18 protein-coding genes and 3 pseudogenes are annotated in these 22,132 nt (G+C 69.6%); 13 read left to right on the top strand and 8 right to left on the bottom strand.

Annotated elements, in window-relative coordinates:
* Positions 1-400: 400 nt before the first annotated feature.
* The 12 genes and pseudogenes from dnaK to AQJ64_RS03970 all read left to right on the top strand — a co-directional run bounded on the left by dnaK (position 401) and on the right by AQJ64_RS03970 (position 12,767).
* Complete coding sequence (gene dnaK, locus AQJ64_RS03915; protein ID WP_055631514.1) at positions 401-2,305, top strand: molecular chaperone DnaK; 1,905 nt, start codon at positions 401-403, stop codon at positions 2,303-2,305.
* Positions 2,306-2,313: 8 nt separating this feature from the next.
* Complete coding sequence (locus AQJ64_RS03920; RefSeq protein WP_055631515.1) at positions 2,314-2,925, top strand: nucleotide exchange factor GrpE; 612 nt, start codon at positions 2,314-2,316, stop codon at positions 2,923-2,925.
* Positions 2,926-2,931: 6 nt separating this feature from the next.
* Entirely contained in the window at positions 2,932-3,894 is a 963-nt protein-coding gene (locus tag AQJ64_RS03925) for a DnaJ C-terminal domain-containing protein (RefSeq protein WP_055631516.1), read from the top strand.
* Entirely contained in the window at positions 3,891-4,298 is a 408-nt protein-coding gene (locus AQJ64_RS03930; protein ID WP_055631517.1) for a chaperone modulator CbpM, read from the top strand. The genes AQJ64_RS03925 and AQJ64_RS03930 overlap by 4 nt, the downstream gene beginning before the upstream one ends.
* On the top strand, positions 4,289-6,928 hold the full coding sequence (clpB, locus tag AQJ64_RS03935; protein ID WP_055631518.1) for an ATP-dependent chaperone ClpB: 2,640 nt from the start codon (positions 4,289-4,291) through the stop codon (positions 6,926-6,928). Before AQJ64_RS03930 ends, clpB begins: the two co-directional genes overlap by 10 nt.
* Positions 6,925-7,383: a thioredoxin gene (gene trxA, locus AQJ64_RS03940; protein ID WP_055631519.1), complete on the top strand. Its 459-nt coding sequence runs from the start codon at positions 6,925-6,927 to the stop codon at positions 7,381-7,383. Before clpB ends, trxA begins: the two co-directional genes overlap by 4 nt.
* Before the next feature lie 677 nt (positions 7,384-8,060).
* Positions 8,061-8,510 (top strand): DUF1931 family protein, encoded by a 450-nt coding sequence (locus AQJ64_RS03945; protein ID WP_055631520.1) that lies wholly within the window; start codon positions 8,061-8,063, stop codon positions 8,508-8,510.
* 75 nt (positions 8,511-8,585) lie between these two features.
* A pseudogene (locus AQJ64_RS45270) lies at positions 8,586-9,142 on the top strand (Hsp70 family protein); the annotation flags it as partial.
* Between the two features lie 128 nt (positions 9,143-9,270).
* On the top strand, positions 9,271-9,534 hold the full coding sequence (locus AQJ64_RS03955) for a UBP-type zinc finger domain-containing protein (protein WP_055631522.1): 264 nt from the start codon (positions 9,271-9,273) through the stop codon (positions 9,532-9,534).
* On the top strand, positions 9,534-11,300 hold the full coding sequence (locus tag AQJ64_RS03960) for an FAD-dependent oxidoreductase (RefSeq protein ID WP_055631523.1): 1,767 nt from the start codon (positions 9,534-9,536) through the stop codon (positions 11,298-11,300). Before AQJ64_RS03955 ends, AQJ64_RS03960 begins: the two co-directional genes overlap by 1 nt.
* Positions 11,301-11,364: 64 nt before the next feature.
* Positions 11,365-11,640, top strand: coding sequence for a hypothetical protein (locus AQJ64_RS03965; protein WP_055631524.1), 276 nt, complete (start codon positions 11,365-11,367; stop codon positions 11,638-11,640).
* Positions 11,637-12,767 (top strand): hypothetical protein, encoded by a 1,131-nt coding sequence (locus tag AQJ64_RS03970; RefSeq protein ID WP_206189597.1) that lies wholly within the window; start codon positions 11,637-11,639, stop codon positions 12,765-12,767. The genes AQJ64_RS03965 and AQJ64_RS03970 overlap by 4 nt, the downstream gene beginning before the upstream one ends.
* 55 nt (positions 12,768-12,822) lie before the next feature.
* Here AQJ64_RS03970 and AQJ64_RS48895 read toward each other — a convergent pair whose 3' ends face one another.
* The 6 genes and pseudogenes from AQJ64_RS48895 to AQJ64_RS45275 form a co-directional block, all read right to left on the bottom strand.
* A complete protein-coding gene (locus AQJ64_RS48895) occupies positions 12,823-13,224 on the bottom strand; it encodes a hypothetical protein (protein ID WP_157880800.1) in 402 nt (133 codons plus the stop codon).
* Positions 13,225-13,433: 209 nt separating this feature from the next.
* Positions 13,434-14,096 carry a response regulator gene (locus AQJ64_RS03975; RefSeq protein ID WP_055631525.1) on the bottom strand — a complete coding sequence of 221 codons (663 nt, stop codon included), beginning with the start codon at positions 14,094-14,096 and terminating at the stop codon, positions 13,434-13,436.
* A complete protein-coding gene (locus AQJ64_RS03980; RefSeq protein ID WP_055631526.1) occupies positions 14,093-15,283 on the bottom strand; it encodes a GAF domain-containing sensor histidine kinase in 1,191 nt (396 codons plus the stop codon). The genes AQJ64_RS03975 and AQJ64_RS03980 overlap by 4 nt, the downstream gene beginning before the upstream one ends.
* A gap of 539 nt (positions 15,284-15,822) precedes the next feature.
* A complete protein-coding gene (gene purU, locus AQJ64_RS03985; RefSeq protein WP_055631527.1) occupies positions 15,823-16,680 on the bottom strand; it encodes a formyltetrahydrofolate deformylase in 858 nt (285 codons plus the stop codon).
* A gap of 27 nt (positions 16,681-16,707) precedes the next feature.
* Entirely contained in the window at positions 16,708-17,970 is a 1,263-nt protein-coding gene (locus AQJ64_RS03990; RefSeq protein WP_055631550.1) for an aminomethyltransferase family protein, read from the bottom strand.
* Positions 17,971-18,272: 302 nt separating this feature from the next.
* Positions 18,273-18,518: pseudogene (locus AQJ64_RS45275) on the bottom strand (MFS transporter); the annotation flags it as partial.
* 173 nt (positions 18,519-18,691) lie between these two features.
* Between AQJ64_RS45275 and AQJ64_RS04000 the strand changes: the two are divergent.
* Positions 18,692-19,132, top strand: coding sequence for a MarR family winged helix-turn-helix transcriptional regulator (locus AQJ64_RS04000; RefSeq protein WP_240512438.1), 441 nt, complete (start codon positions 18,692-18,694; stop codon positions 19,130-19,132).
* A 337-nt stretch (positions 19,133-19,469) separates the two neighbouring features.
* Here AQJ64_RS04000 and AQJ64_RS04005 read toward each other — a convergent pair whose 3' ends face one another.
* Together AQJ64_RS04005 and AQJ64_RS04010 are read right to left on the bottom strand one after the other, a co-directional pair.
* Positions 19,470-20,255: an alpha/beta hydrolase family protein gene (locus AQJ64_RS04005; protein ID WP_055631529.1), complete on the bottom strand. Its 786-nt coding sequence runs from the start codon at positions 20,253-20,255 to the stop codon at positions 19,470-19,472.
* 120 nt (positions 20,256-20,375) lie between these two features.
* A pseudogene (locus AQJ64_RS04010) lies at positions 20,376-21,918 on the bottom strand (FMN-binding glutamate synthase family protein).
* Positions 21,919-22,132 lie beyond the last annotated feature (214 nt).

The following is a 22,132-nucleotide window of genomic DNA, read 5'->3' on the forward strand; positions in this document are numbered from 1 at the left end:
GATTGCCTCGTACACCTCGTACAACTCGTCCCGGGAAGCCGAACGCGCCGTTGACCACCTCTCTGACCAGGGGTTTCCCGTGGAGAGGATCCCTGCCCCGTGGTCCATCCGCCCGATCACCTGCTCGACCAGGAGCACGTCCCTGTACGGGCTGACCTTCGGAGCGATCGTCGGCGCACCGTCCGGCATGCTGCTGCACGTCCTGCAGGGCCGGCGCCGGGATTTCGCCTCGCTCCGCTCGACGCAGCGAGCCGGTACGAGGTCGTCGTGGACGGGGAGGTCGCCGACGGGGCTGTACGGCTGATCGGCGGGCCGCAGACCACCGGCGGAGGGTCCACCCGTACCTGAACGAACGTGATCCGCAGAGTCGGCGCAGGCGCCGTACCGGGAGGAGTTCCCCATGGCCAAGGCAGTGGGCATCGACCTGGGCACCACCAACTCGGTGATCGCCGTCTGGGAGGGCGGTGAGCCGTCCGTCGTGCCCAACAGCGAGGGCAACCGCACGACACCGTCCGTGGTGGCCTTCACCGACACCGGGGAACGTCTGGTGGGCCAGCTGGCCCGGCGCCAGGCGATCCTCAACCCCAAGGGCACCATCTACTCGGCCAAGCGGTTCATCGGCCGGCACTTCGACGAGATCTCCGACGAGGCCAGGGCGGTGGCGTACGACGTCGTCGAGGGCGACGGAGGGGCGGCCCGCTTCAAGGTGCGCGACAAGCTGTACGCGCCTGAGGAGATCAGCGCACAGGTGCTGCGCAAACTCGCCGACGACGCCTCCAAGCAGCTGGGGGAGCGGGTCACGGAGGCGGTCATCACGGTGCCCGCCTACTTCAACGACGCTCAGCGCACCGCCACCAAGGACGCCGGACGGATCGCGGGACTGGAGGTGCTGCGGATCATCAACGAGCCGACGGCGGCCGCCCTCGCGTACGGCATGGACAAGAAGGAGCACGAGACCGTCCTCGTCTTCGACCTGGGCGGCGGCACCTTCGACGTGAGCATCCTCGACGTCGGCGACGGCGTGGTGGAGGTGCGCTCCACCGCCGGCGACAGTCACCTGGGCGGCGACGACTTCGACCGGCGTCTGGTGGATCACCTCGCGGACGACTTCCAGAAGGAGAACGGCATCGACCTGCGTCAGGACCCGCAGGCGCTGCAACGCCTTTTCGAGGCGGCGGAGAAAGCCAAGACCGAGCTCAGTTCGGTGACGCAGACGCAGGTCAGCCTGCCGTTCGTCACCGCCGACGCCTCGGGGCCCAAGCACCTCACCGACTCGGTCATGCGGTCCACGTTCGAGCAGATCACCGGCGACCTGGTGGAACGCTGCCTGGGACCGGTGCAGCAGGCGATGGCCGACGCCAAGGTCGGCGAGAGCGACATCGACGAGGTCATCCTCGTAGGCGGTTCCACACGGATCCCGGCGGTCCAGGCCCTGGTCCGCCGGCTGACCGGCGGCAAGGAACCCAACATGAGCGTCAACCCCGACGAGGTCGTGGCCCTGGGTGCCGCGATCCAGGCCGGGGTGCTCAAGGGCGAGGTCAAGGACGTCCTGCTGCTCGACGTCACACCCTTGTCGCTGGGCGTGGAGACGCGCGGCGGAGTGATGACGAAGATCATCGAGCGGAACACCACCATCCCGGTGCGCCGCAGCGAGACCTTCTCCACCGCCGAGGACAACCAGCCGGCCGTCGATGTGGTGGTCCTCCAGGGCGAGCGCGAGCGGGCCGCCGACAACCGGGTGCTGGGCCGGTTCCAGCTCACCGACATCCGGCCGGCGCCGCGGGGCGAACCGAAGATCGAGGTCACCTTCGACATCGACGCCAACGGCATCCTCAACGTCAAGGCCCGCGACCGGGACACCGGCAAGGAACAGGGCATCACCATCAGCGAGAGCTCCAACCTGGACCGCAGTGAGGTCGAACGCATGGTTCAGGAGGCCGAGCGCAACCAGGGTCAGGACCAGGCACTCCGCGAGGCCGTCGACGCCCGCAACGAGCTCGACGCCGTCGCGTACCAGGTCGAGAAGCGTCTCGCCGAACTGGGCGACGCAGCGCCCGCGCACGAGAAGGCGCGCGCCGAGATGCTCGTGTCCGACGCCCGGGCGGCGGTCAAGGAAGAGGCGGGCGTGGAGCGCGTGCGGCCCCTGACCTCCGAACTCCAGCAGGTGCTCGCCGGGCTGGCGGCCCATCAGGGCGCCGCCACCACGGGCGGCGGTCCCGGCCAGGGCGCCGCCCCCACCGGTGGTCCCACGAGCGGTGGTGGCGGTGACGACGATGTCATCGACGCCGAGTTCGACAAGGACTGAGGCGCGCCATGCCCAGCCACCCCCAGGAACCCGACCGGGCCGCGTCGGATCCGGTCGAACCGGTCCCGGAAGGCGCCGTACGCCCGCCGCGCGGGGATCTGCCGCAACCGGGCCCGCCGACCCGGCCGGAAGCGGCGAACGGCGAACCGGGACCCGACGCCGCCGGCCCCGCGCGTGCCGAGGACGAGTACACGACCGCGATCCAGGAACTGGAGGACCGCTGGCGGCGCGCACTCGCCGACCTCGACAACCTTCGCAAACGTCACGCCAGGGAACTGGAGCGCGAACGGGCGGTCGAGCGGTCCCGCACGGCGGCCGCCTTCCTTCCCGTCCTGGACAACCTCGAACTCGCCCTGACCCATGCCGGCGCCGATCCGGGCGCGATCGTGGAGGGCGTCCGGGCGGTCCGCGACCAGGCGGTGAACGTGCTCGAACTGCTCGGCTACCCGCGGCACGCGGAGACCGGCGTCGCCTTCGACCCGGCCCGGCACGAGGTGGTCGGCGTCGTCCAGGACCCCGACGCCCCACCGGGCACGGTCGTCGAGGTGCTGCGCCCGGGCTACGGGGACGGCGAGCGGCAGCTCAGGCCGGCCGCGGTGACCGTCGCGAAGCGGGAGTGACCGGCGATGGCACGGGACTTCTACGAGGTGCTGGGCGTGTCGCGGACCGCGAGCCAGGACGAGATCCAGCAGGCATATCGCAAGCTCGCCCGCAGGTACCATCCCGACGTCGACAAGGACCCGGGGGCGGAGGAACGCTTCAAGGACCTCAACGAGGCATACAGCGTCCTGTCGGACCCGAAGACCCGGGCCCGTTACGACCGCTTCGGCGAGGACTTCCGCAAGATCCCCGAGGACTTCGACGAACGGGTCGCGGCGGGAGCGGGCGGCGGCTTCCGCGGCCGGAGGACCGCGGGCGGTGGCGGTCCTCGCGTCCGGTACGGCACCGGCTTCGGCGACGACTTCGGCGCGGAGGGCGCGGAGGGCATCGACATCGAGGACCTGCTCGGCTCCATGTTCGGAGCCGGCGCCGCCCGAGGCGGCGTCCCCGGAGCGGACCAGGAGGCCGAACTGCCGCTCACCGTCGAGGAGGCGTACCGAGGCGGCCGTCGCACCGTCACGCTCGCCGGTCCCCATGGGCAGCCGCGGCGGTACGAGGTCGACGTGCCGCCGGGCGTCACCGACGGGCAGCGCATCCGGCTGGCGGGTGAGGGCGGCCGGGGCAGTGGTGACGCCGCCGCGGGCGACCTGTACCTGCGGGTGCGTATCCAGCCCCACCCCCGGTTCCGGCTGGACGGCCGCGACGTGCACGTACAGGTCCCGGTCGCCCCCTGGGAGGCGGCCCTGGGGGCGACCGTGCCGGTGCCCACCCCTGGCGGCGGCACGGCCAAGGTCACGGTGCCCGCGGGCTCGTCCAGCGGCCGGCGGCTGCGGCTGCGCGGCGAGGGCATGCCGAACCCGCGCGGCGCGAACGGCGACCTGTACGCCGAACTCCGCGTCATGGTGCCGCCCAGCCTCGGCGACCGGGAGCGCGAACTGTTCGAGGAGCTCGCCGCCACATCCTCGTACGACCCCAGGAGGACGCGATGAACGACCGACCCGCGAGAGCGGCAGGCATCGGCCGGCCCGGCGTGGGCGACCGTCCGGTACGGACGGGCGCCGACGTCACCGCCTCGGCGGCTGTCCGGTACGCGCTCGTGCCCGCCCCCAGGCTCTCGCTGGACGCCGTGGCCCGTCGCTCGGGCCTCCACCCCGATCTGATCCGCCGGTTCGTCGCCCTCGGCCTGGTCGACGCCGAGCGCGACGCCGCGGGGCACCTGGTGTTCGACCCCACGGCCCCGGCGGTCCTCGCCCGCATCCAGCGGCTGCGCTCCGGGCTCTGCCTCAACTACGCATCCATCGGCCTGGTGCTCGACCTGCTCGACCGCATCAGCCTGCTCGAAGCCGCCCTGCGCGGCCGCGGCACGAGGAGTGAAACACCCCCATGGACATGAACCGGCTCACCCAGAAGTCCCAGGACGCCTTCCAGGAGGCCCAGACCGCGGCCGTCCGCATGGGGCAGACCGAGGTCGACGGGGAACACCTGCTGCTCGCACTTCTCGATCAGGAGGACGGTCTGATCCCGCGGCTGCTGCAACAGGCCGGCACCGAGCCGAAGGAACTGCGCGCTGCCGTGCGCGAGGAACTCTCCCGCCGCCCGAAGGTCACCGGCCCCGGCGCGGCACCCGGCCAGGTCTTCGTCACCCAGCGCCTCGCCCGCCTGCTCGACGCCGCCGAACGGGAGGCCAAACGCCTCAAGGACGAGTACGTGTCCGTGGAGCACCTCCTGCTCGCCCTGGCTGAGGAGAGCTCTTCGACCGCCGCCGGGCGACTGCTCAAACAGGCCGGCATCACCAGGGACTCGTTCCTGAGCGCCCTCACCCAGGTCCGCGGCAACCAGCGGGTCACCTCCGCCAACCCCGAAGTGGCCTACGAGGCGCTGGAGAAGTACGGCCGCGATCTCGTCGCCGAGGCCAGGGCCGGCAGGCTCGACCCGGTCATCGGCCGGGACGCCGAGATCCGCCGGGTCACCCAGATCCTCAGCCGCAAGTCCAAGAACAACCCCGTCCTCATCGGCGACCCCGGCGTCGGCAAGACCGCCATCGTCGAGGGCCTCGCCCAGCGCATCGTCCGCGGCGACGTGCCCGAAGGGCTCCGCGACAAGATCGTGTTCGCCCTCGACATGGGCTCCCTGGTCGCCGGCGCCAAGTACCGCGGTGAGTTCGAGGAACGCCTCAAGGCCGTGCTCAGCGAGGTCAAGGCCGCCCAGGGGCGCATCCTGCTCTTCGTCGACGAACTGCACACCGTCGTCGGCGCGGGCGCCGCCGAAGGGGCCATGGACGCGGGCAACATGCTCAAGCCGATGCTCGCCCGCGGTGAACTCCACATGATCGGCGCCACCACCCTCGACGAGTACCGCAAGCACATCGAGAAGGACGCCGCTCTCGAACGCCGCTTCCAGCAGGTCCTGGTCGACGAGCCGAGCGTGGAGGACACCATCTCCGTCCTGCGCGGACTGCGCGAACGCCTGGAGGTCTTCCACGGCGTGAAGATCCAGGACACCGCGCTGGTCTCCGCGGCCACCCTCAGCCACCGCTACATCACCGATCGATTCCTGCCCGACAAGGCCATCGACCTCGTCGACGAGGCGTGCGCCCGGCTGCGTACCGAGATCGACTCGATGCCCGCCGAACTCGACGAGATCACCCGCCGCGTCACCCGCCTGGAGATCGAGGAAGCGGCCCTCTCCAAGGAGACCGACCCCGCCAGCAAGGCCCGCCTGGAGGAGTTGCGCAGGGAACTGGCCGACCTGCGCGGCGAGGCCGACGCCCAACACGCCCAGTGGGAGGCCGAACGGCAGGCGATCCGCCGCGTGCAGGAACTGCGCCAGGAACTGGAGCAGGTCCGCCACGATGCGGAGGAGGCCGAACGCGCCTACGACCTCAACCGCGCCGCCGAACTCCGCTACGGCCGCCTCCAGGACCTGGAGCGCCGGCTCGCCGCAGAGGAGGAGCAACTGGCCGCCAAACAAGGGCAGAACCGGCTGCTGCGCGAGGTCGTCACCGAGGAGGAGATCGCCGAGATCGTCGCCGCCTGGACCGGCGTCCCCGTAGCCCGTCTCCAGGAGGGCGAACGCGAGAAACTGCTGCGCCTCGACGAGATCCTGCGCGAGCGCGTCATCGGCCAGGACGAGGCCGTCAAGCTCGTCGCCGACGCCATCATCCGCGCCCGCTCCGGCATCCGCGACCCTCGCCGCCCCATCGGCTCGTTCATCTTCCTCGGCCCCACCGGCGTCGGGAAGACCGAGCTGGCCAAGACCCTCGCCCGGGCCCTGTTCGACTCCGAGGAGAACATGGTCCGCCTCGACATGAGCGAGTACCAGGAGCGGCACACCGTCAGCCGGCTCATGGGCGCACCGCCCGGATACGTCGGCTACGAGGAAGGCGGCCAGCTCACCGAGGCCGTACGCCGCAAGCCGTACTCGGTCGTGCTGTTCGACGAGATCGAGAAGGCGCACACCGATGTCTTCAACACCCTGCTGCAGATCCTCGACGACGGCCGCATCACCGATGCTCAGGGCCGCACCGTCGACTTCCGCAACACCGTGATCATCATGACGTCCAACATCGGCTCCGAGCACCTCCTCGACGGCGCCACCGCCGAGGGCGAGATCAAACCCGACGCCCGCGCCCTGGTGATGGGCGAGCTGCGCGGGCACTTCCGCCCGGAGTTCCTCAACCGTGTCGACGACATCGTGCTGTTCAGGCCGCTCGGTGAGCGGCAGATCGAGCGGATCGTGGAGCTGCAGTTCGACGAGCTGCGGCAGCGGCTCGCCGAACGCCGCATCAGCGTCGAACTCACCGATGCGGCACGGGAGTCGATTGCCCACCAGGGCTACGACCCGGTGTACGGGGCCCGGCCGCTGCGGCGTTACATCTCCCACGAGGTGGAGACACTTGTCGGACGCGCCCTGCTGCGCGGCGACGTCCAGGACGGCGCGACGGTGCGCGTCGACGCCGAGCACGGTGAGCTGGTGGTCACCTACGACCAGCCGGAGGGGGCCCGGGAAGCGAGGGCGGCGTGAACACCAACCGGACGACGACGGTGACCTGCCCGAACTGCGGGCGCGGCAACCGGATTCCCGTGGCCGCCGAGGGACGCCCCGTATGCGGCCACTGCAAGCAGCCCCTGCCCTGGATCGTCGACGCGGGCGACGACGACTTCGCCGAGGTCGCCGACAACGCCACCCAGCCCGTCGTCGTCGACCTCTGGGCCACCTGGTGCGGCCCCTGCCGCATGGTCAGCCCAGCCCTCGAACACGTCGCCCGGGACCTCGCCGGACGGATCAAGCTCGTCAAGGTCGACGTGGACAAGACCCCACGGCTCAGCCAGCGGTTCGAGGTGCAGGCGGTGCCGACCCTGCTCGTCCTCGACCAGGGCGAGACCGTCGCCCGGCAGGCCGGCGCGGCTCCCGCGGACGTCCTGCGCTCGTGGGTCGAGCAGGCGATAGCGGGCCGGCACACCACTGCAGGAGGGTGAACACGAGGGGCCGGCCCGCGGGTCGCCTCGGCGGTCGGCAAGGGGGCGATGGGGCGATGGCCGTCCATCTCGTCCACGAACACCTCGGCCATTCCGCCGCCGGCTCGGCGATGAGGGTGTGAACCATGACCGCCACCACGCGGACTCGCCGAGCTGTTCTTCGGCGTCCGTGCCGAACAGCAGTCCCCGGAGAACATCGCCCGCTCCTGGCAGCACCCTGGACGCGGATGAGGCCCTGCGGCGGCCGGCGGGATCTGCCTTGGCCATAGAAGTCCTCATGCGTCGAGACTCCTGGAACGTGGGGTGGGTCCGCAGAGCCGTGTGCGGCAACCGGGGCCAAACCGGTCACCAGCCCGGAGCATGACGCGTCGAGACAGGCTTTCCGGGCCTTGGGGCGCTCCAGCCGGTCCAGCGTCGTGGTGCCAGGGTTGATGGGGCCTGCGTCCGCCTGGGCCCAAATTCACCCGGCTGCCAGGGCCGGCAGGCACGGTCTGCGTCCGACGGATCGCACATCCGTCCGACCGCCCGGGCAGCCGGACCCCTGGGCCTGGCAGGGTGATACCGGGAGGCTAATTGGTCCCGACATGCGCATGCGTTGCCGCGCCGCGTCGGCCAGGCTGAACGGGAAGCCCAGGGGCCGGGAGCCATCCCGGCACCCGCAGCCGGAGGTTGCCGTCATGACCGTGATGTCCATCGCCAGGTTCGAAAGGTTCTTCCGCGCGGCCGCGGGGCTGGACGTCGACAAGAACGATCTCAAGCGCTACAGCGACTTCGTCGACGCCAAGCTCTACGATCTGCTGACCGTCGCCCAGGCCACTGCCAAGGCCAACGGGCGCGACATCATCCGGACCTCTGACCTACCGATCACGAAAGGTCTGCAGGAGAGCATTCACCACTTCCAGAAGATCGACCAGGAAATAGAACTCAAGCCGATCCTGGAACAGCTCGCCATCCACCCCGCTCTGGATCGAACACCCGACGACGAGACCGAGGCGGCCTTTCCGGACGTCATCGGCGGACTCAGCCTGGCCCTTGCCCAGAGCTTCAAGATCCTCCACCCCGACCTGAAGATCCCTCGGACCCAGCACTGGGACGAGGCCCGAGCCGTCTTCGACCTCCTGCTGTGAGTGGCGACTGGACCAGGCTGTGCGGGCCACGCCCCGAACAGCGTCAGCGAGTTCTGCTTCCTCGGCTGCCGCAACGACTCCGCCGGCAGCCGTACCACTCCGCCAGTCGTCGCCTTCATCCCACACTGGCGAACCCCTTGTCGGCCGGCTCGCCCGCAGGAAGGCGATCCCCAACCCCAAGGGGACCATCTGCTCCGCGGAGTGACTCACCGGCCGCTGCTTCGACGAGGTCCCCGAAAAGCTGTGCGCGCCGGAGGAGAGCGGCGCGCTGGTGCTGCGAAAGCTCGCCCCCGACGCGGCAACGCGTGACGGAGGCGTCAACGAACCGACCGCGGCCGCAGTCGCCTTCGGTCTGGACAAGAAGCAGCACGAAACCGGGCTCGTCTTCGACCTGGGCGACGGTACCTTCGAGGTCAGCCTCCTCGACGTCGGCGATGGCGTGGTCGATGTGCGGTCCTCGGCGGGCGACAGTCACCTGTGCGGCCACGGCTTCGACCGGCGCCTGGTGGACCACCCCGCCGACACGTTCCAGCAGGAGAACGGCATCGACCTGCGTAAGGCCCCGCACGCTGCAGCGGCTGTTCGGGGCTGCGGAGCAGGCCAGGACCGAGCTGAACCCGGTGACCCGAACACCAGCTCGCGGGCGAGCTCCATCGCGTCAAGGTCGACATCGACCGGTCGCCGCCGTCGCGCACCGGTTCGTGGAGGAGACCACCGCGGGCCGCGGCTGAGCAGTCCCACCCACGGAAGGAGAAGTCTCATGGTCACGATTCCTGATCCTCACCTGGCGATGGTGCGCCCAGTGACGCCGCGTACCCCGGAGGGCTGCGAGGAGTGCCTCAGGGATCGTTCCCCGTGGGTGCACCTGCGGCTCTGCCTCAGCTGCGGGCACGTCGGCTGCTGCGACTCCTCGCCCCTCAAGCACGCCAGGCGGCACGCGGGCAGCGCCGGTCACCCCATCGTGCAGTCCTTCCAGCCGGGAGAGGACTGGCGCTGGTGCTACGTCCACGAAGGCCTGGTCTGATGAGCACGGCCGAGCACAAGCATGGTGCGGTCCGCGAGACCCCGGACCGATACGGGGCGTTCCCGCGCCTGACACCGGAGCAGATCGAGGACCTGAGCGCGCACGGTGAGCGCCGCAGGACCACCCGGGGCGAGGTGCTGTACCGCGAGGGCGAGCCGTTCCGGGAGTTCCTCGCGATCCTCAGCGGGACCGCCGAGATCCTCCAGGACCACGGCGGGCCCGAGGAGCGCACGGTGGCGGTGCTCGGACCCGGCAGGTTCCTGGGTGAACTCGGGCTGCTGGAGGACGAGGCGGCGTTCGACACCGCCGTGGTGCGCGAGGCGGGCGAGATCCTGGCCGTACCGGTGGAGCGGCAACGCGCCCTGGTCGGCCGCGACCCCGTCCTCGGCGACCTGATCCTCCGCGCCTACCTGGGCCGCCGGTATCTGCTCATCGGCCTCGGCGCCGGCTTCCGGATCCTGGGGTCGTGCTATTCACCGGACACGGTGCGGTTGCGGGAGTTCGCCGCCCGCAACCGGCTGCCCCACCGCTGGGTGGATCTGGAGAAGGACAAGGAGGCGGAGGCGCTGCTGCGTCGGTTCTCCATCCGTCCCGAGGAAACTCCGGTCGTCATCTGGAAGGGCGAGCGGGTGCTGCGCAATCCGAGCAACGCCGAACTCGCCCGGTTCATCGGGCTGCCCGCCCCCTCGCCTGAGGCCGGGCGGTGCGACGTGATGGTGGTCGGTGCGGGCCCCGCGGGACTCGCCGCCGCCGTGTACGGTGCCTCCGACGGCCTCACCACGGTCACCGTCGACGCCGTGGCCACCGGAGGCCAGGCCGCCACCTCGTCCCGCATCGAGAACTACCTCGGCTTCCCGTCGGGCATCTCCGGGGGCGAGCTCATCGAACGCGCGGTGCTCCAGGCCCACAAGTTCGGTGCCCGCCTCATGGTGCCCGCCGAGGTCTGCGGGCTCACCCCGCAGGACGACGAGTACGTCGTCACCTTCACAGACGGGTCCCGGACCCGGGCGGGCGCCGTGGTGCTCGCCTCGGGCGTGCGGTACCGCAGGCTCGAGGTGCCCGGCATCCACCGCCTGGAGGGCATCAGCGTCTACTACGCGGCGACGGTGCACGAGGCCAGTCTCTGCCAGGCGGATCCGGTCGCCGTGGTCGGCGGCGGGAACTCCGCCGGGCAGGCGGCGCTGTTCCTCGCGCATCACGCGCCCAGGGTCCACCTCCTCGTCCGGGGCGGTGACCTCACCGCGGACATGTCGCGCTACCTGGTGGACCAGGTGGAACGGCACCCGAACATCGAGGTGCTGCTCCACACCGAAGTCCGGGGCGTCTTCGGGGAGGTGAAGCTGGAGTCGCTGATCGTGGAGGACAACGCAAGCAGCGAGCGCAGGGAGTTGCGGGCCGCGGCGCTGTTCGTGTTCATCGGGGCCCGGCCACGCACGGAATGGCTCAGGAGCGTGCTGGCCCTGGACGAGAAGGGCTTCGTCCTCACCGGCGCCGACGCCCAGGCGGCGGCCGACGCGACCCGGTGGGACTCGCTCGGCCGTGGTCCGTTGCTGCTGGAGACCACCCTTCCCGGGGTCTTCGCCGCCGGCGATGTCAGGAGCGGCTCGGTCAAACGGGTGGCCTCGGCGGCCGGTGAAGGTGCCATGGCGATCCGCCTCGTGCACGAGCACCGGGAAAAGACGGGCAACCTGGTCCGCACCGCGGGCCCCGAGGAGTCTCGGCCGGTGGCGGGCCAGTCCGTGTCCCGGCGCTCAACCACCCCCTGACTGCCCCGTGACTGCCCCGTAGACGGCCCGGCCCACCCCACGGTCGTCCTCCCGAGGGAAGTCAATGGCCGGCATCGTGCTGATGCCCGACGAGCGGGCGCAACGACTGCGGCGTGAGCAGGAACGCCGCGGTGACACGGACGAGCACGAACAGCGTGGCGTAGAGGCTGTGATGCCGATGAACAAGGCAGACCCTCCGTACGGGAAGGACGAGGAGGTCTGGCCGTACCGCCTGCACCTGCTGGCGGGGGCCAGCGTGTCACGCGGTGTCGACGTCACCTCGCGGGCATCCTGTGGGCACTTGCGATGGCGGGGGGCAGCCGACGAGAAGGAGTCATGAGGGTGTCGTCTCAGGGCGTGACGGTCGTGGCTCTCCTGGCGGATCCGGACGCGCCGACGGAGATCGCGCAGCGCATGGCCCAGATACTTCCCACTCGGCTCGCCGACAAGTGGGGCCATGGGCGACGGTTCGACGTCGAGGTGGTCAGTGAGCCCTTCACCGCAGGGACGGAGGACCTGCCCACCTTGATGCGCCGGATCATGGACCGTGGAAGTGCGCAGAATTGGGACATCGTCGTGGCCCTCACCGACCTTCCGCTGCACTCACACGGGCGCAGGCTCGTGGTGGATCTGAGTCACGAACACGGCTTGGCGCTGCTGTCCCTTCCTCCGCTGGGGGGCTTGCGTCTGCAGACGAGGGCCCGGCGGGCCGTGGAAGAGGCCGTGCTCAGCTTGGCGGGCCCGTGGGCCACCGGGGCTGAAGGACCGCAGAGTCAGCCGCTTCTGGGGCCCTTCGTCAGTCGTCTCGCGCCTATTCACCCGGGCCAGGTCGGTGAGGAGGAGACCGCTGATCTTCGGTACGTCGTCAGCGGGCCGCGCGGCTACCTGAGAGTGCTCGTCGGTATGGTCCGCGCCAACCGGCCGTGGCGCTTGGTGCCGGGCTTGTCGAAGGCCCTGGCGGCCGCACTCGCCACGGGAGCCGTCGCCACCGTGAACTCCACCATCTGGAACCTGGCCGAGTCCCTGAGCGCGCCACGCCTCGTGATCGCCGCGGTCGGGTCTGTCGCGCTCATGATCGGCTGGCTGATCGTGGACGCGCAGCTGTGGCATCGATCAACAGAGGTCTCGCCGGAGGCGAGGCAGAGGGCGAGGCTCTACAACGCCTCGACGGTCCTGACGGTGGGTATCGGGGTGCTCGTCTGCTACGTGGGTTTGATCGTCATCAACCTGGTGTGGGCCCTTTTCATCCTCAACGGCCAAGTGTTCGCTTCCACGACAGGAACCCCGCTGGACGCCGCGGAATACTGGACGTTGTCCTGGTTCGTCGCTTCGGTCGCCACGGTGGGCGGCGCGCTGGGATCGGGCTTGGAGAGCGACGAGGCGATCCGGGCAGCCGCCTACTCCAAGCGCGAACAGGAACGCCGCCACATGCTCCAAGACGACGACGGTGACCAGCTGGTGAACTGAGTCGGAGATTCGTTGGTGATTGGTGGTCGGTGGTCGTCCGCGTACGATGATGAGGTCAAGGGACTCGTCGTTCGGTAACAGGCGACGCGCGCTCATGGGACCTTCCGGCTGTCGGGGCGAAACATCGTTCGGAGACGAGCTGTCGGGTACGTGCAGGTTCGGCGTCGGCGAGCGTGACCCTGGAGATGTCCACGCGCCCGACGGCGGTGGCCAACTGCCGCACGAGCCCACGCTCCGCGCGCGTGCGCACCCACCCGTCCGCGCGGGGCTCGGACACATAAAATGCCACCAGGTCTTCCTTCTTGCGCGCCAGGCAGATCAACCGGCCATCGAGGAGAAGACCGTCCTCTTGCCGCACGTTCACCCGCTTAGGGGATACCGGCACCGGCTCGATTCGCGGCAGTTCACCGACGACTTCGCACGCCGTTGAGATACGGGCCGGCTCCTGCTCGCACATCACCGGTCGAACCATGAACCGTTCAGCCTCGGCCCCAAGCCGTTGCGCTTCGCTGTGACAGGTGGCCTCCCGCTCCCGAAGCAGGTCTCACCCGCGGTCGGTTCCGCCGAGGGATCACGTCGAGCGACTCTGCCCGGTCGGCCCGCCCTTCGCTGATAGCGGACGGACCGGTGGGGAACGGCGGCTGAGAGGCTCGTGACGGACTCCTGCTACGGCTGCACAAGTCCCTCGCGTACGGCCACCAGTGCGGCCTGGGTGCGCGATGTGAGGTCCAGCTTCGTGAGGAGTTTGCTGACGTGGGTGCGGGCGGTGCGTTCGCTGATCTGGAGTCGGTCGGCGATGGCCTGGTTCGACAGGCCCTTGGCGACCAGGACGAGGACGTCGCGCTCTCGGGCGCTGAGCGCGGCCAAGCCGTGGGCGGGGGTGACCAGCCGTTGCGTGACCTGCCGGGTGACGGCCGTGTCGAGGAACACCTCGTTCCTCTGGGAGGCCCTGATCGCGTTCTCCAGTTCGTCGGAGGAGGCGTCCTTGAGGACGTATCCGGACACGCCCCGGGCGAGGGCGGCGTGGACGCGTTCGATCTCGGAGAAGCTGGTCAGGATGACCGTACGGACATGCGGGTACCTCTGGGCGATTGCTTCCGCGGTCTGGATGCCGTCCAGCCTCGGCATCTGCAGGTCGAGCAGGACGACATCGGGGAGTTCGCCCCGTACGTGCATCCCGCCCAGCCTCTCCAAGGCCTCCTGGCCGTCGACGGCCTCCCCGACGAGGATGATGTCGTCGGTGAACTCCAGGAAGCTCGCGATACCGCGCCGGACCACGGCGTGATCGTCCACGACGAACACCCTGATCTCCGTGGTCTGTTCGCTCATGCCGTCCCCTTGTCCCGCTGCTCCGCGCCGACGTACGGGACCGGTAGCTCGGCCCGTACCCGGGTGCCTCTCTTCTCGGCCGTGACCGCGACCGAACCGCCCCATCTGCTGGCCCGGTCCCGCATGGAGACCAGACCGTAGCCGCTGCGCTCGGCGGCGTCGGTCGGCACACCGAGTCCGTCGTCGACCACGTCGATCCGCAGGCGGCGCCGGTCCGTTTCGCGCCAGGCGCTGACACGGACGAGGGTCGGCGCGGCGTGCTTGACCGCGTTGTGCAGGGCCTCGCTGATGATCTGGTACACGTCCTCGGTGAAGGCCGGTTCCTTGACGTCCTCTTCGAGCAGCGGGTCGACGGCGAGGTCGACACTCACGCCGTGCCGGCGTTCGATGCCCTCGGCCAGGGCGTGCAGGGCGGGCAGGAGTCCCAGCTTGGCGGAGACGGACGGCTGCAGCGCGAGCACGACGCCGCGCAGGTCGCGTTGGACCGCGTCGACCAGTCCCGTCACCTCGGTGGCGACGGCGTCGACCCGCGGCGCGAGCGGATCAGTGAGGCGCCGAGCGATACCGCCGAGCGCCTTGGCCTGCATGCCGATGGAGAACACGTGCTGGACCACCGAGTCGTGAAGGTCACGTGCCAGTCTCTTGCGTTCCTCGCGCCGGACGGCGTCGCGTTCCTCGTGGATCAGGGTGGCGTAGTCGACGGCGAGCGCCGCCTGCTCGGCCATGGCGCCCAGGAAGTCCAGGATCACCGGAGTCGCCCCGGGACCGGGGGCCAGGTAGACGTTGAGGGCGCCGAGCGCCTTGCCCCGGGAGAGCAGCGGGGTGCTGACGAAGTCCTCCCAGTCCAGCTGGGAGACGTAGGCGTGCATCGGCTCCCAGTTCGGGTCCGCCAGCATCTGCGCCCGTCGCCCCGGCAGGACGCACTGCCGTCGCTCGCCCATGCTGCGCAGCGTGGCCAGCTCGGCGCCCCGGTCGCGTGAGGCCATGAGCAGATCGAAGAAGGTCTCCACGTCCGAGAAGCCCGCCGACCCCATGAGCTGCAAGCGGTCCCCGCCCGGCGCGAAGGTCATGATCTGGGTGCCTGCGATGCCGGGGGAGAGCTGTATCTCGGCGGCCATCGCGCCCAGGACCTCCTCCAGGGAGCTGTTGGATGCCGTGCTCGCCGCGGTCCGCGCCAGCGCCGCCACGCGCCGGTGCTGTTGCTGCTGCTCGGTGACTCACGGAAGACGACCAGAGTGCCCTCGACACCGAGGTGCACGTCGGCCCCCTCCGTGTAGGCGAGCCACCGGGGAGACTGCGCGTCGGCCAACCAGGTGCACAGGCTTTCGCCCGGTTCGGCACCGGCCTCCACCGTGAAGGGCGCCCGCACCCCCGCCAGCAGCCGGCGGGTGCCGCCGAGGACGGCCGCCCCGGCGCGGTTGACCCACCGGATCGTTCCGTCGGCGCCCACGAGAGCCACGCCCGTCGGCAGACCGTCGAGCGCCGGCTCCCACGCGTCAGTCGTCACCGCAGCTCCCTCACGGCCGTCGGATACGTACGTCATCTGTCCTCACCGAGCCACCCACGATCACCACGCTCGTCGCGCCGTACGCCCGACGCGCGGTCCGGCGCGTTCCTCCTAGTGTCGGACAGGCGACGCTTCCCGGACTGATCGTCCGCCGATAAGCCTGTGCGGATGCCCGGCACCGGTGTCCCGGGCATCCGCACACGCGGTTGTCGGCGGCTCTCAGTCCGCGAAGACCACGGTCGTCCGCCCGTTGAGCAGCACCCGGCTCTCCAGGTGGTGGCGTACGGCCTGGGCCAGCACCCGCCGCTCGATGTCACGGCCCTTGCGGACCAATTGCTCCGGCGTGTCCCGGTGGGTGACGGGCTCGACGTCCTGGGCGAGGATCGGCCCCTCGTCGAGGTCGCCGGTGACGTAGTGCGCCGTGGCGCCGATCAGCTTCACCCCGCGCGCGTACGCCTGGTGGTACGGCTTCGCGCCCTTGAACCCGGGCAGGAACGAGTGGTGGATGTTGATGCACCGGCCTTCCAGAGCCGTCGAGAGCTCGTCCGACAGGATCTGCATGTACCGGGCCAGGACGACGAGGTCGACCCGGTACTCGTCGACCAACGCGAGCAGCTTGGCCTCCTGCTCGGGCTTGTTCTCCCTGTTCACCGGCAGGTGGTGGAAGGGGACGTCCGCCAGGTCGATGTGCCGGTACACCTCGCGCGGATGGTTGGACACCACGCCCACCACGTCCATGGGCAGCTCGCCGATGCGCCAGCGGTAGAGCAGGTCCGCGAGACAGTGGTCGAGCTTGGAGGCCATGATGAGGACCTTCATTCGCGCCTCGTGCCCGGTGATGGTCCATGAGGCGTCGAGCGGCGTGAGGCTCGCGGAGACGTTCTCCCGTACGACGGACTCGTTCACGCCGGGCGGGACCGCGAAGGCGAGGCGGCAGAAGAAACGGCCGGAGAGCGGGTCGTTGAAGTGGCTGGCTTCCTGGATGTTGCCGCCGATCCGGACGAGGCTCGTGGTGACCCGGCTGACGATCCCTGGGCGGTCCTCGCAGGCGAACTTCAGGGTGAACGTACTGGACATCTCAGTCGCCATTCCTCATCACGGTGATCACGCCTGGTGCAGGTCGGCCCGGCGCCGGTCGGGCTTGTAGGGCGCGCGGGCGACGGTCGCCCGGATCGCCTTCTGCGGTCCGCCGGGCTCGCCCCAGTGGACGGTCACCTCGGTGCCCGGATCGCTGCGCGCGGCATCGACCGTGCACAGCGACAGCATCTGCCGGTAGTAGTAGCTGTAGCCCCGAGAGGTGGCCACGCCGACGACCTCGTCGTCGACGGTGACCTTGTCCGCCCACATGAAGCCGCGCTGGTCGCGGGGCATGTCCATGAAGGGGTAGTGCTCGCCCTGGCGGAACATGGAGGCGAACACGTCGGTCACGTCGTCGCCGTTCCACACCAGGGTCCGCATGACCCTGCGGGGTGCGGCCTTCTCGGCCTCCAGCGCCTCGCGGCCAAGGAAGTCGTGGTCGAAGTTGATGTTGCGGGCCCATCCGAGTTCGACGGGGCTGCGGTAGTAGTCACTGATCGCGGCGCCGTCGTAGGAGCCGGCGATGTAGGCGGGCTGCGCGTACGACGGCATGGAGGAGGTGAAGAACTCCCGGTAGCCCGTCATGTCCTCGTCGAAGATGGCGGGGATGTAGTCGGTGCCGATGGTGGGGAAACACGCCTCCAGGTGGTTGATCATGGTGGTGCGGGCGCCGAGCTTGCGGATCCCGAACTCCTGACCCGCCTCGACGACCGCGTCGTAGACCTCCTGTTTGGCGGCCATCGGCCCCTGGAGTTCGAAGCCGATCTCCCCGGCCATGCCCTGGCGCAGGGCCCAGACGTCGTGGCCCGCGATCTTGACGGAGTTGACCCACATGAACTTGGTGTCCCGCAGGTTCGAGGTCCCCGTGGCCTTCTCCAGCACCCTGACCGAGTCGGGCCCGGAGACCTGCAGGATGAACCAGTCGTCCCGCTCCACCTTGACGTCGTAGTCGGTCGTGCCGAGGTAGTGGCGGACCCAGAAGCCGCCGCGGCCGTGCAGCATGAACTCCTCGTCGCCGAAGCGGGTGAGGATGCCCTCGTGGATGACCTTGCCGTCCTGGTTGGTGTGGACAGCGTGCTTGGACTGGCCGACGGCGAACTTCGCGAAGCTGTTCACCGTGATGTCCCCGAGCATCTTGAGCGCGTCCGGCCCGGTGATCCGGTGCTGCCACAGGAACGACCAGTCCCCGATGTAGCAGGTGTTCTTCCAGGACATGCTCTCGTCGAGCCAGTCGGTGTACTCGGGCTGCCCGAACCGGCTCCAGGCGTAGCCCTCCAGAGGCGTGCGCATGCTGCTGACCGTGTAGTTCATATCGTCCCTCGCTGTGCGGGCCGGCCGAAATGCCTGGCGAGAACCGACCGTAGGCCGGTGACCAGCGACCGCGGAACGAGCGGATGACGCCGTCGGCCGGGTCCTTTGCCCGGCCGGAGACGCGACAAATGACGTAGGGGGCGGGCGGTCTGCCGGCTGCTCGGGGGGCTTCATGGCTGGGGCCTTGCCGGCAAAGTGAATATTTTGCCGGGCGGCGTGATCTTGATTGCGCTGACGGGCCACGCACTGACAGGGAGGCAACGTGTCGGCACGACACGGGTAACGGGGGTCGCCGCCGCGGTCGCGAGGGTGTACGCCGTCACAACCCACGCCAGGTGCTCGATGCCACCCAGATCGCCCACGATCGTCGGCATCGCCGTGCCCACGATCGTGTTGTCCAGCATCGCGAGCATCATCGCGATCAGCAGCGCGAGGATCACGACCCGCACACTCCTGGGCTGCTTTCCGCTCCCCGGATGCCGTCCCGTCCCTGTGCCCTCTGCGCCGGCCGTCGGTGTGTCTGTCATCACTCCCACTCCCCGCATGAGTTCAAATTTGAACGCAGCATTTACGATAGGGGCCAAGTTCAAATTTGAACAATAAGGAGGGTGGTGACGTGGGTCACACTCGATGGCTGGATGAGAGTGAGCTGGGCGCTTTCAGGGCCTTCACGAACGCACACGCGTTGCTGTATCCGCGGTTGAACCATCGGCTCAAGCGGGAGTTCGGCCTGTCCGGCCTGCAGTACGAGATCCTCGCCCGGCTCAGCGGGGCCCCGGGCCGAGAGCTTCGGATGGCCGAGCTGGCCTCCGCCCTGGTCAACTCCAGGAGCGGGCTGACCTATCAGATCGGGCAGATGGAGAAGAACGGCCTGGTGTGCAGACGCGCCGGTGCTCCTGACGAGCGCGCCGTCTTCGCCGTCCTCACCGACGAGGGGCTGGCTCTGTTGAAGCGAGCGGCACCCGGCCACGTGGGCCTGGTCAGGGAGTTGCTCTTCGACGCGCTCACGCCCCAGCAGGTGCGGGCGCTCGCCGACGGCCTCGGTGAAGCGAGCCGCCGTCTGACCGTCGGCACCGCGTGCTCTCCTCCCGCGACCGCGACCGCGACCGCGACCGCGACCGCGACCGATCCCGGCCCGTAAAGGGTTGCCCGGCCGTCGCGGACAGCGGAGGCGAGGCGTGCTCTTGCCTGAGCCGCCTCGCCTCCGCGACAGGGGGCGGCTCGTCGGCAGGCCCGCGCGTCAATGCTTCTGCCGCCGGTCGTCCTGTGCGTGGGCACGGCGCAGCGAGCGTGCCCCTGTTGGGCGGAGCGCCTCCTCGAAGAGGTCGAAGGCCCGCATCCGTACCCGTTTGCGCCGCTTGCCGGGCGGTCAGCCCGCCGCCCTCCGGGTGCCGCATGCCTTCCGGGTGCCGGCCAACGCGGACGCCGTCACCAGATCCGAGAAGACCCAGACCATACGACGCCGAAGTCAGTCATCGTCATCCTCTGAGATGTCTTTCCTCAGGGTGTGACACGTGGATGTACTGGTCGGCCCAGGCGCTGATGATGTGGGCGGCTCGCTGTGCCTGTCCTCGTGCGGTCAGGAGATGGTCTGCTCCTTCGAGCGCGACGAAGCTTCGCGGGTGTCGTGCCTCGAGGAAGATCTCCCCTGCGTTGGCGATGTCGACGGTGTTGTCGGTGGGCGCATGCAGGACAAGCAGCGGCAGGTTCAACTCGCGTATCCGGTCGCGCAGGCGAGCATGGTGTACGTCTTCGACGAAGGCGCGCTTGAGGACCAGGCTCCTCCCGCCGACGAACCACTCGTGCGAGCCTTCACTGAGCACGCGATCCAGGATCGCGTCGTACTGCCGCTCGACGTGGCTGGGGTCGGCGGGCGCCCCGATCGTGGCGACCGCGCGGACGCCTGCCTCTGCCGCTGCGGCGATGGCGGCGGCGCCTCCCCATGAGTGCCCCACCAGCAGGTCTGCCGGAGTCCCTCGCTCCGCCATCAGAGTTGCCGCACGGACCGTGTCCTGGACCTTGATGGTGAAGGATCCGTCTCCCCAGTCGCCGTCGGAGTCTCCGATCCCGAGGTTGTCGTAGCGCAGCATTCCGATCCCCTCGCGTGCCAGTTGCTTGCTGACGCGCGAGGCGGCCGGCGAGTTCTTGCCGAGGGTGAATCCGTGGACGAAGATTCCCCAGCCTCGGATCTCGCCGTCCGGCAGGTCGATCGTTCCAGCCAGTTCGGGGCCGACGATGCTCTTGAATCTCACTTCTTCAGTCATGTTGTGATCACCTCGGCATGGACTGTCCGTGGGAGGGGAGATGAGGGCGACACCGGCTGGTGCCACGTGCCTGCTCCGAGCAGGCGAGCAGTGAGCGCGGTGCTCGCCACTGTCGGCGCGTCAGACGGCCGGCTTCTGGACGGAGGTCGGCTGGGCGGCGAGCAGTGCGGCGATCTCGTCGGCGAGGTGCGGGCCGAGCTCGCCCACCGTCCTTGTAGCCGTAGACGCCGGCCAGGGTGCGGGCTTCGTAGTCGCCGTTCATGATCTCGATGTCTCTGGCCGTGATGAGTGCCGGGTGGGCGACACCGACGGCCGCCGAGACCTTCATCAGCTCCTTGCGGAGGGTGCGCAGGTAGACAGCGGCCCGGGTGGCCTTCGAGGCCGGGTCGAGGCCGCGGGCCAGCCACGGGTTCTGGGTGGCGACGCCGGTGGGGCACCTGTCGGTGTGGCACTTCTGCGACTGGATGCAGCCGATCGACAGCATCGCCTCACGGCCCACGTTGATCATGTCGGCGCCCAGAGCGAAGGCGACCGCTGCGTTCTCGGGCAGGCCGAGCTTGCCGGAGCCGATGAAGGTCAGGTCATCGGTGAGCCCCAGCTCGGCGAAAGCGCCGTAGACCCGGGAGAAGCCCATCCGGAACGGCAGCGACACCGAGTCGGCGAAGGTCAACGGCGCCGCCCCGGTGCCGCCCTCGCCGCCGTCGATGGTCACGAAGTCGACTCCGCGGTCACCACGCGCCATCAGCGTGGCCAGCTCCTGCCAGAAGTCCATCTCTCCCACCGCGCTCTTGACCCCGACCGGCAGACCGGTCTCGGTGGCGAGCAGTTCGACGAAGTCGAGCATCGAGTCGACGTCGCTGAACGCGGTGTGGCGCGACGGGGAGGCGCAGTCCTTGCCGACCGGGATGCCGCGAATCTCCGCGATCTCCGGGGTCACCTTCGCGCCCGGCAGCATCCCGCCCAGCCCCGGCTTGGCGCCCTGGGAGAGCTTGATTTCGATCGCCTTGACCGGGGCGCCGGCGACCACGTCCTTGAGCTTGTCGAGGTGGAAACTGCCGTCCTCGTTGCGGCAGCCGAAGTACGCCGTACCGAGCTGGAGGACGAGGTCGCCGCCGTTGCGGTGGTACGGCGAAAGGCCGCCTTCGCCCGTGTTCTGCATCGTGCCCGCCAGCGCCGCCCCCTTGTTGAGCGCCGTGATCGCCGCGCCGGACAGGGATCCGAAGCTCATCGCCGAGATGTTCACCACGCTCGCCGGACGGAACGCCTTGGCGCGCCCGCGCGGCCCGCCCAGCACCTTGGCCGAGGGCAGTGGGGCCTGCGGGTCGTGCGCGTCGGGCAGCGTGTCGGCGAAGGTGCGCTGCTTCAGGTAAGCGTGCCCTTGCATGTGCTCGACGTCGGCGTCGGTTCCGAACCCGAAGTAGTTGTTCTCCCCCTTCGCCGACGCGTAGATCCAGCTGCGCTGGTCACGGCTGAACGGGCGCTCCTCCTCATTGGAGGTCACGATGTACTGCCGCAACTCCGGTCCCACCGTCTCCAACAGGTACCGGGCGTGCCCGATCACCGGGAAGTTCCGGAGCAATGCGTGCTTCTTCTGGACCAGATCGCGGGCAGCCACCAGTGCCAATGCCGTTGCGGCGGCCGCGCCGATACTCCGGGCGTGCATGAACGTTCCTCTCCTCGATGCCCGACTCCACCGCCATGCGGTGGACGTCGATCGTGTCGTGTTGAGCGTTTGGCGCACCCGCCCTCTTCGGCTGGTGCAGCACGGGGCCGACGGCAGTCGGTGCGACATGCCGAGCGGGGGGTTGATGCAGAACGAGACAGCTTCGGCTGCGAGGCGGACGACGGTCTCGCCGGGCAGCGGCCGACGGAGCGGC

Origin of the sequence: Streptomyces griseoruber (assembly GCF_001514205.1) — a bacterium.
Lineage (GTDB): Bacteria > Actinomycetota > Actinomycetes > Streptomycetales > Streptomycetaceae > Streptomyces > Streptomyces griseoruber.

What these genes read in the sequence shown, in the direction of transcription:
- dnaK (WP_055631514.1), top strand. Translation starts at nt 401, where the DNA reads ATGGCCAAGGCAGTGGGCATCGACCTGGGCACCACCAACTCGGTGATC.
- AQJ64_RS03920 (WP_055631515.1), top strand. Translation starts at nt 2,314, where the DNA reads ATGCCCAGCCACCCCCAGGAACCCGACCGGGCCGCGTCGGATCCGGTC.
- AQJ64_RS03925 (WP_055631516.1), top strand. Translation starts at nt 2,932, where the DNA reads ATGGCACGGGACTTCTACGAGGTGCTGGGCGTGTCGCGGACCGCGAGC.
- AQJ64_RS03930 (WP_055631517.1), top strand. Translation starts at nt 3,891, where the DNA reads ATGAACGACCGACCCGCGAGAGCGGCAGGCATCGGCCGGCCCGGCGTG.
- clpB (WP_055631518.1), top strand. Translation starts at nt 4,289, where the DNA reads ATGGACATGAACCGGCTCACCCAGAAGTCCCAGGACGCCTTCCAGGAG.
- AQJ64_RS03945 (WP_055631520.1), top strand. Translation starts at nt 8,061, where the DNA reads ATGACCGTGATGTCCATCGCCAGGTTCGAAAGGTTCTTCCGCGCGGCC.
- AQJ64_RS03955 (WP_055631522.1), top strand. Translation starts at nt 9,271, where the DNA reads ATGGTCACGATTCCTGATCCTCACCTGGCGATGGTGCGCCCAGTGACG.
- AQJ64_RS03960 (WP_055631523.1), top strand. Translation starts at nt 9,534, where the DNA reads ATGAGCACGGCCGAGCACAAGCATGGTGCGGTCCGCGAGACCCCGGAC.
- AQJ64_RS03965 (WP_055631524.1), top strand. Translation starts at nt 11,365, where the DNA reads ATGGCCGGCATCGTGCTGATGCCCGACGAGCGGGCGCAACGACTGCGG.
- AQJ64_RS03970 (WP_206189597.1), top strand. Translation starts at nt 11,637, where the DNA reads ATGAGGGTGTCGTCTCAGGGCGTGACGGTCGTGGCTCTCCTGGCGGAT.
- AQJ64_RS48895 (WP_157880800.1), bottom strand. Translation starts at nt 13,224, where the DNA reads ATGTGCGAGCAGGAGCCGGCCCGTATCTCAACGGCGTGCGAAGTCGTC.
- AQJ64_RS03975 (WP_055631525.1), bottom strand. Translation starts at nt 14,096, where the DNA reads ATGAGCGAACAGACCACGGAGATCAGGGTGTTCGTCGTGGACGATCAC.
- purU (WP_055631527.1), bottom strand. Translation starts at nt 16,680, where the DNA reads ATGTCCAGTACGTTCACCCTGAAGTTCGCCTGCGAGGACCGCCCAGGG.
- AQJ64_RS03990 (WP_055631550.1), bottom strand. Translation starts at nt 17,970, where the DNA reads ATGCGCACGCCTCTGGAGGGCTACGCCTGGAGCCGGTTCGGGCAGCCC.
- AQJ64_RS04005 (WP_055631529.1), bottom strand. Translation starts at nt 20,255, where the DNA reads ATGACTGAAGAAGTGAGATTCAAGAGCATCGTCGGCCCCGAACTGGCT.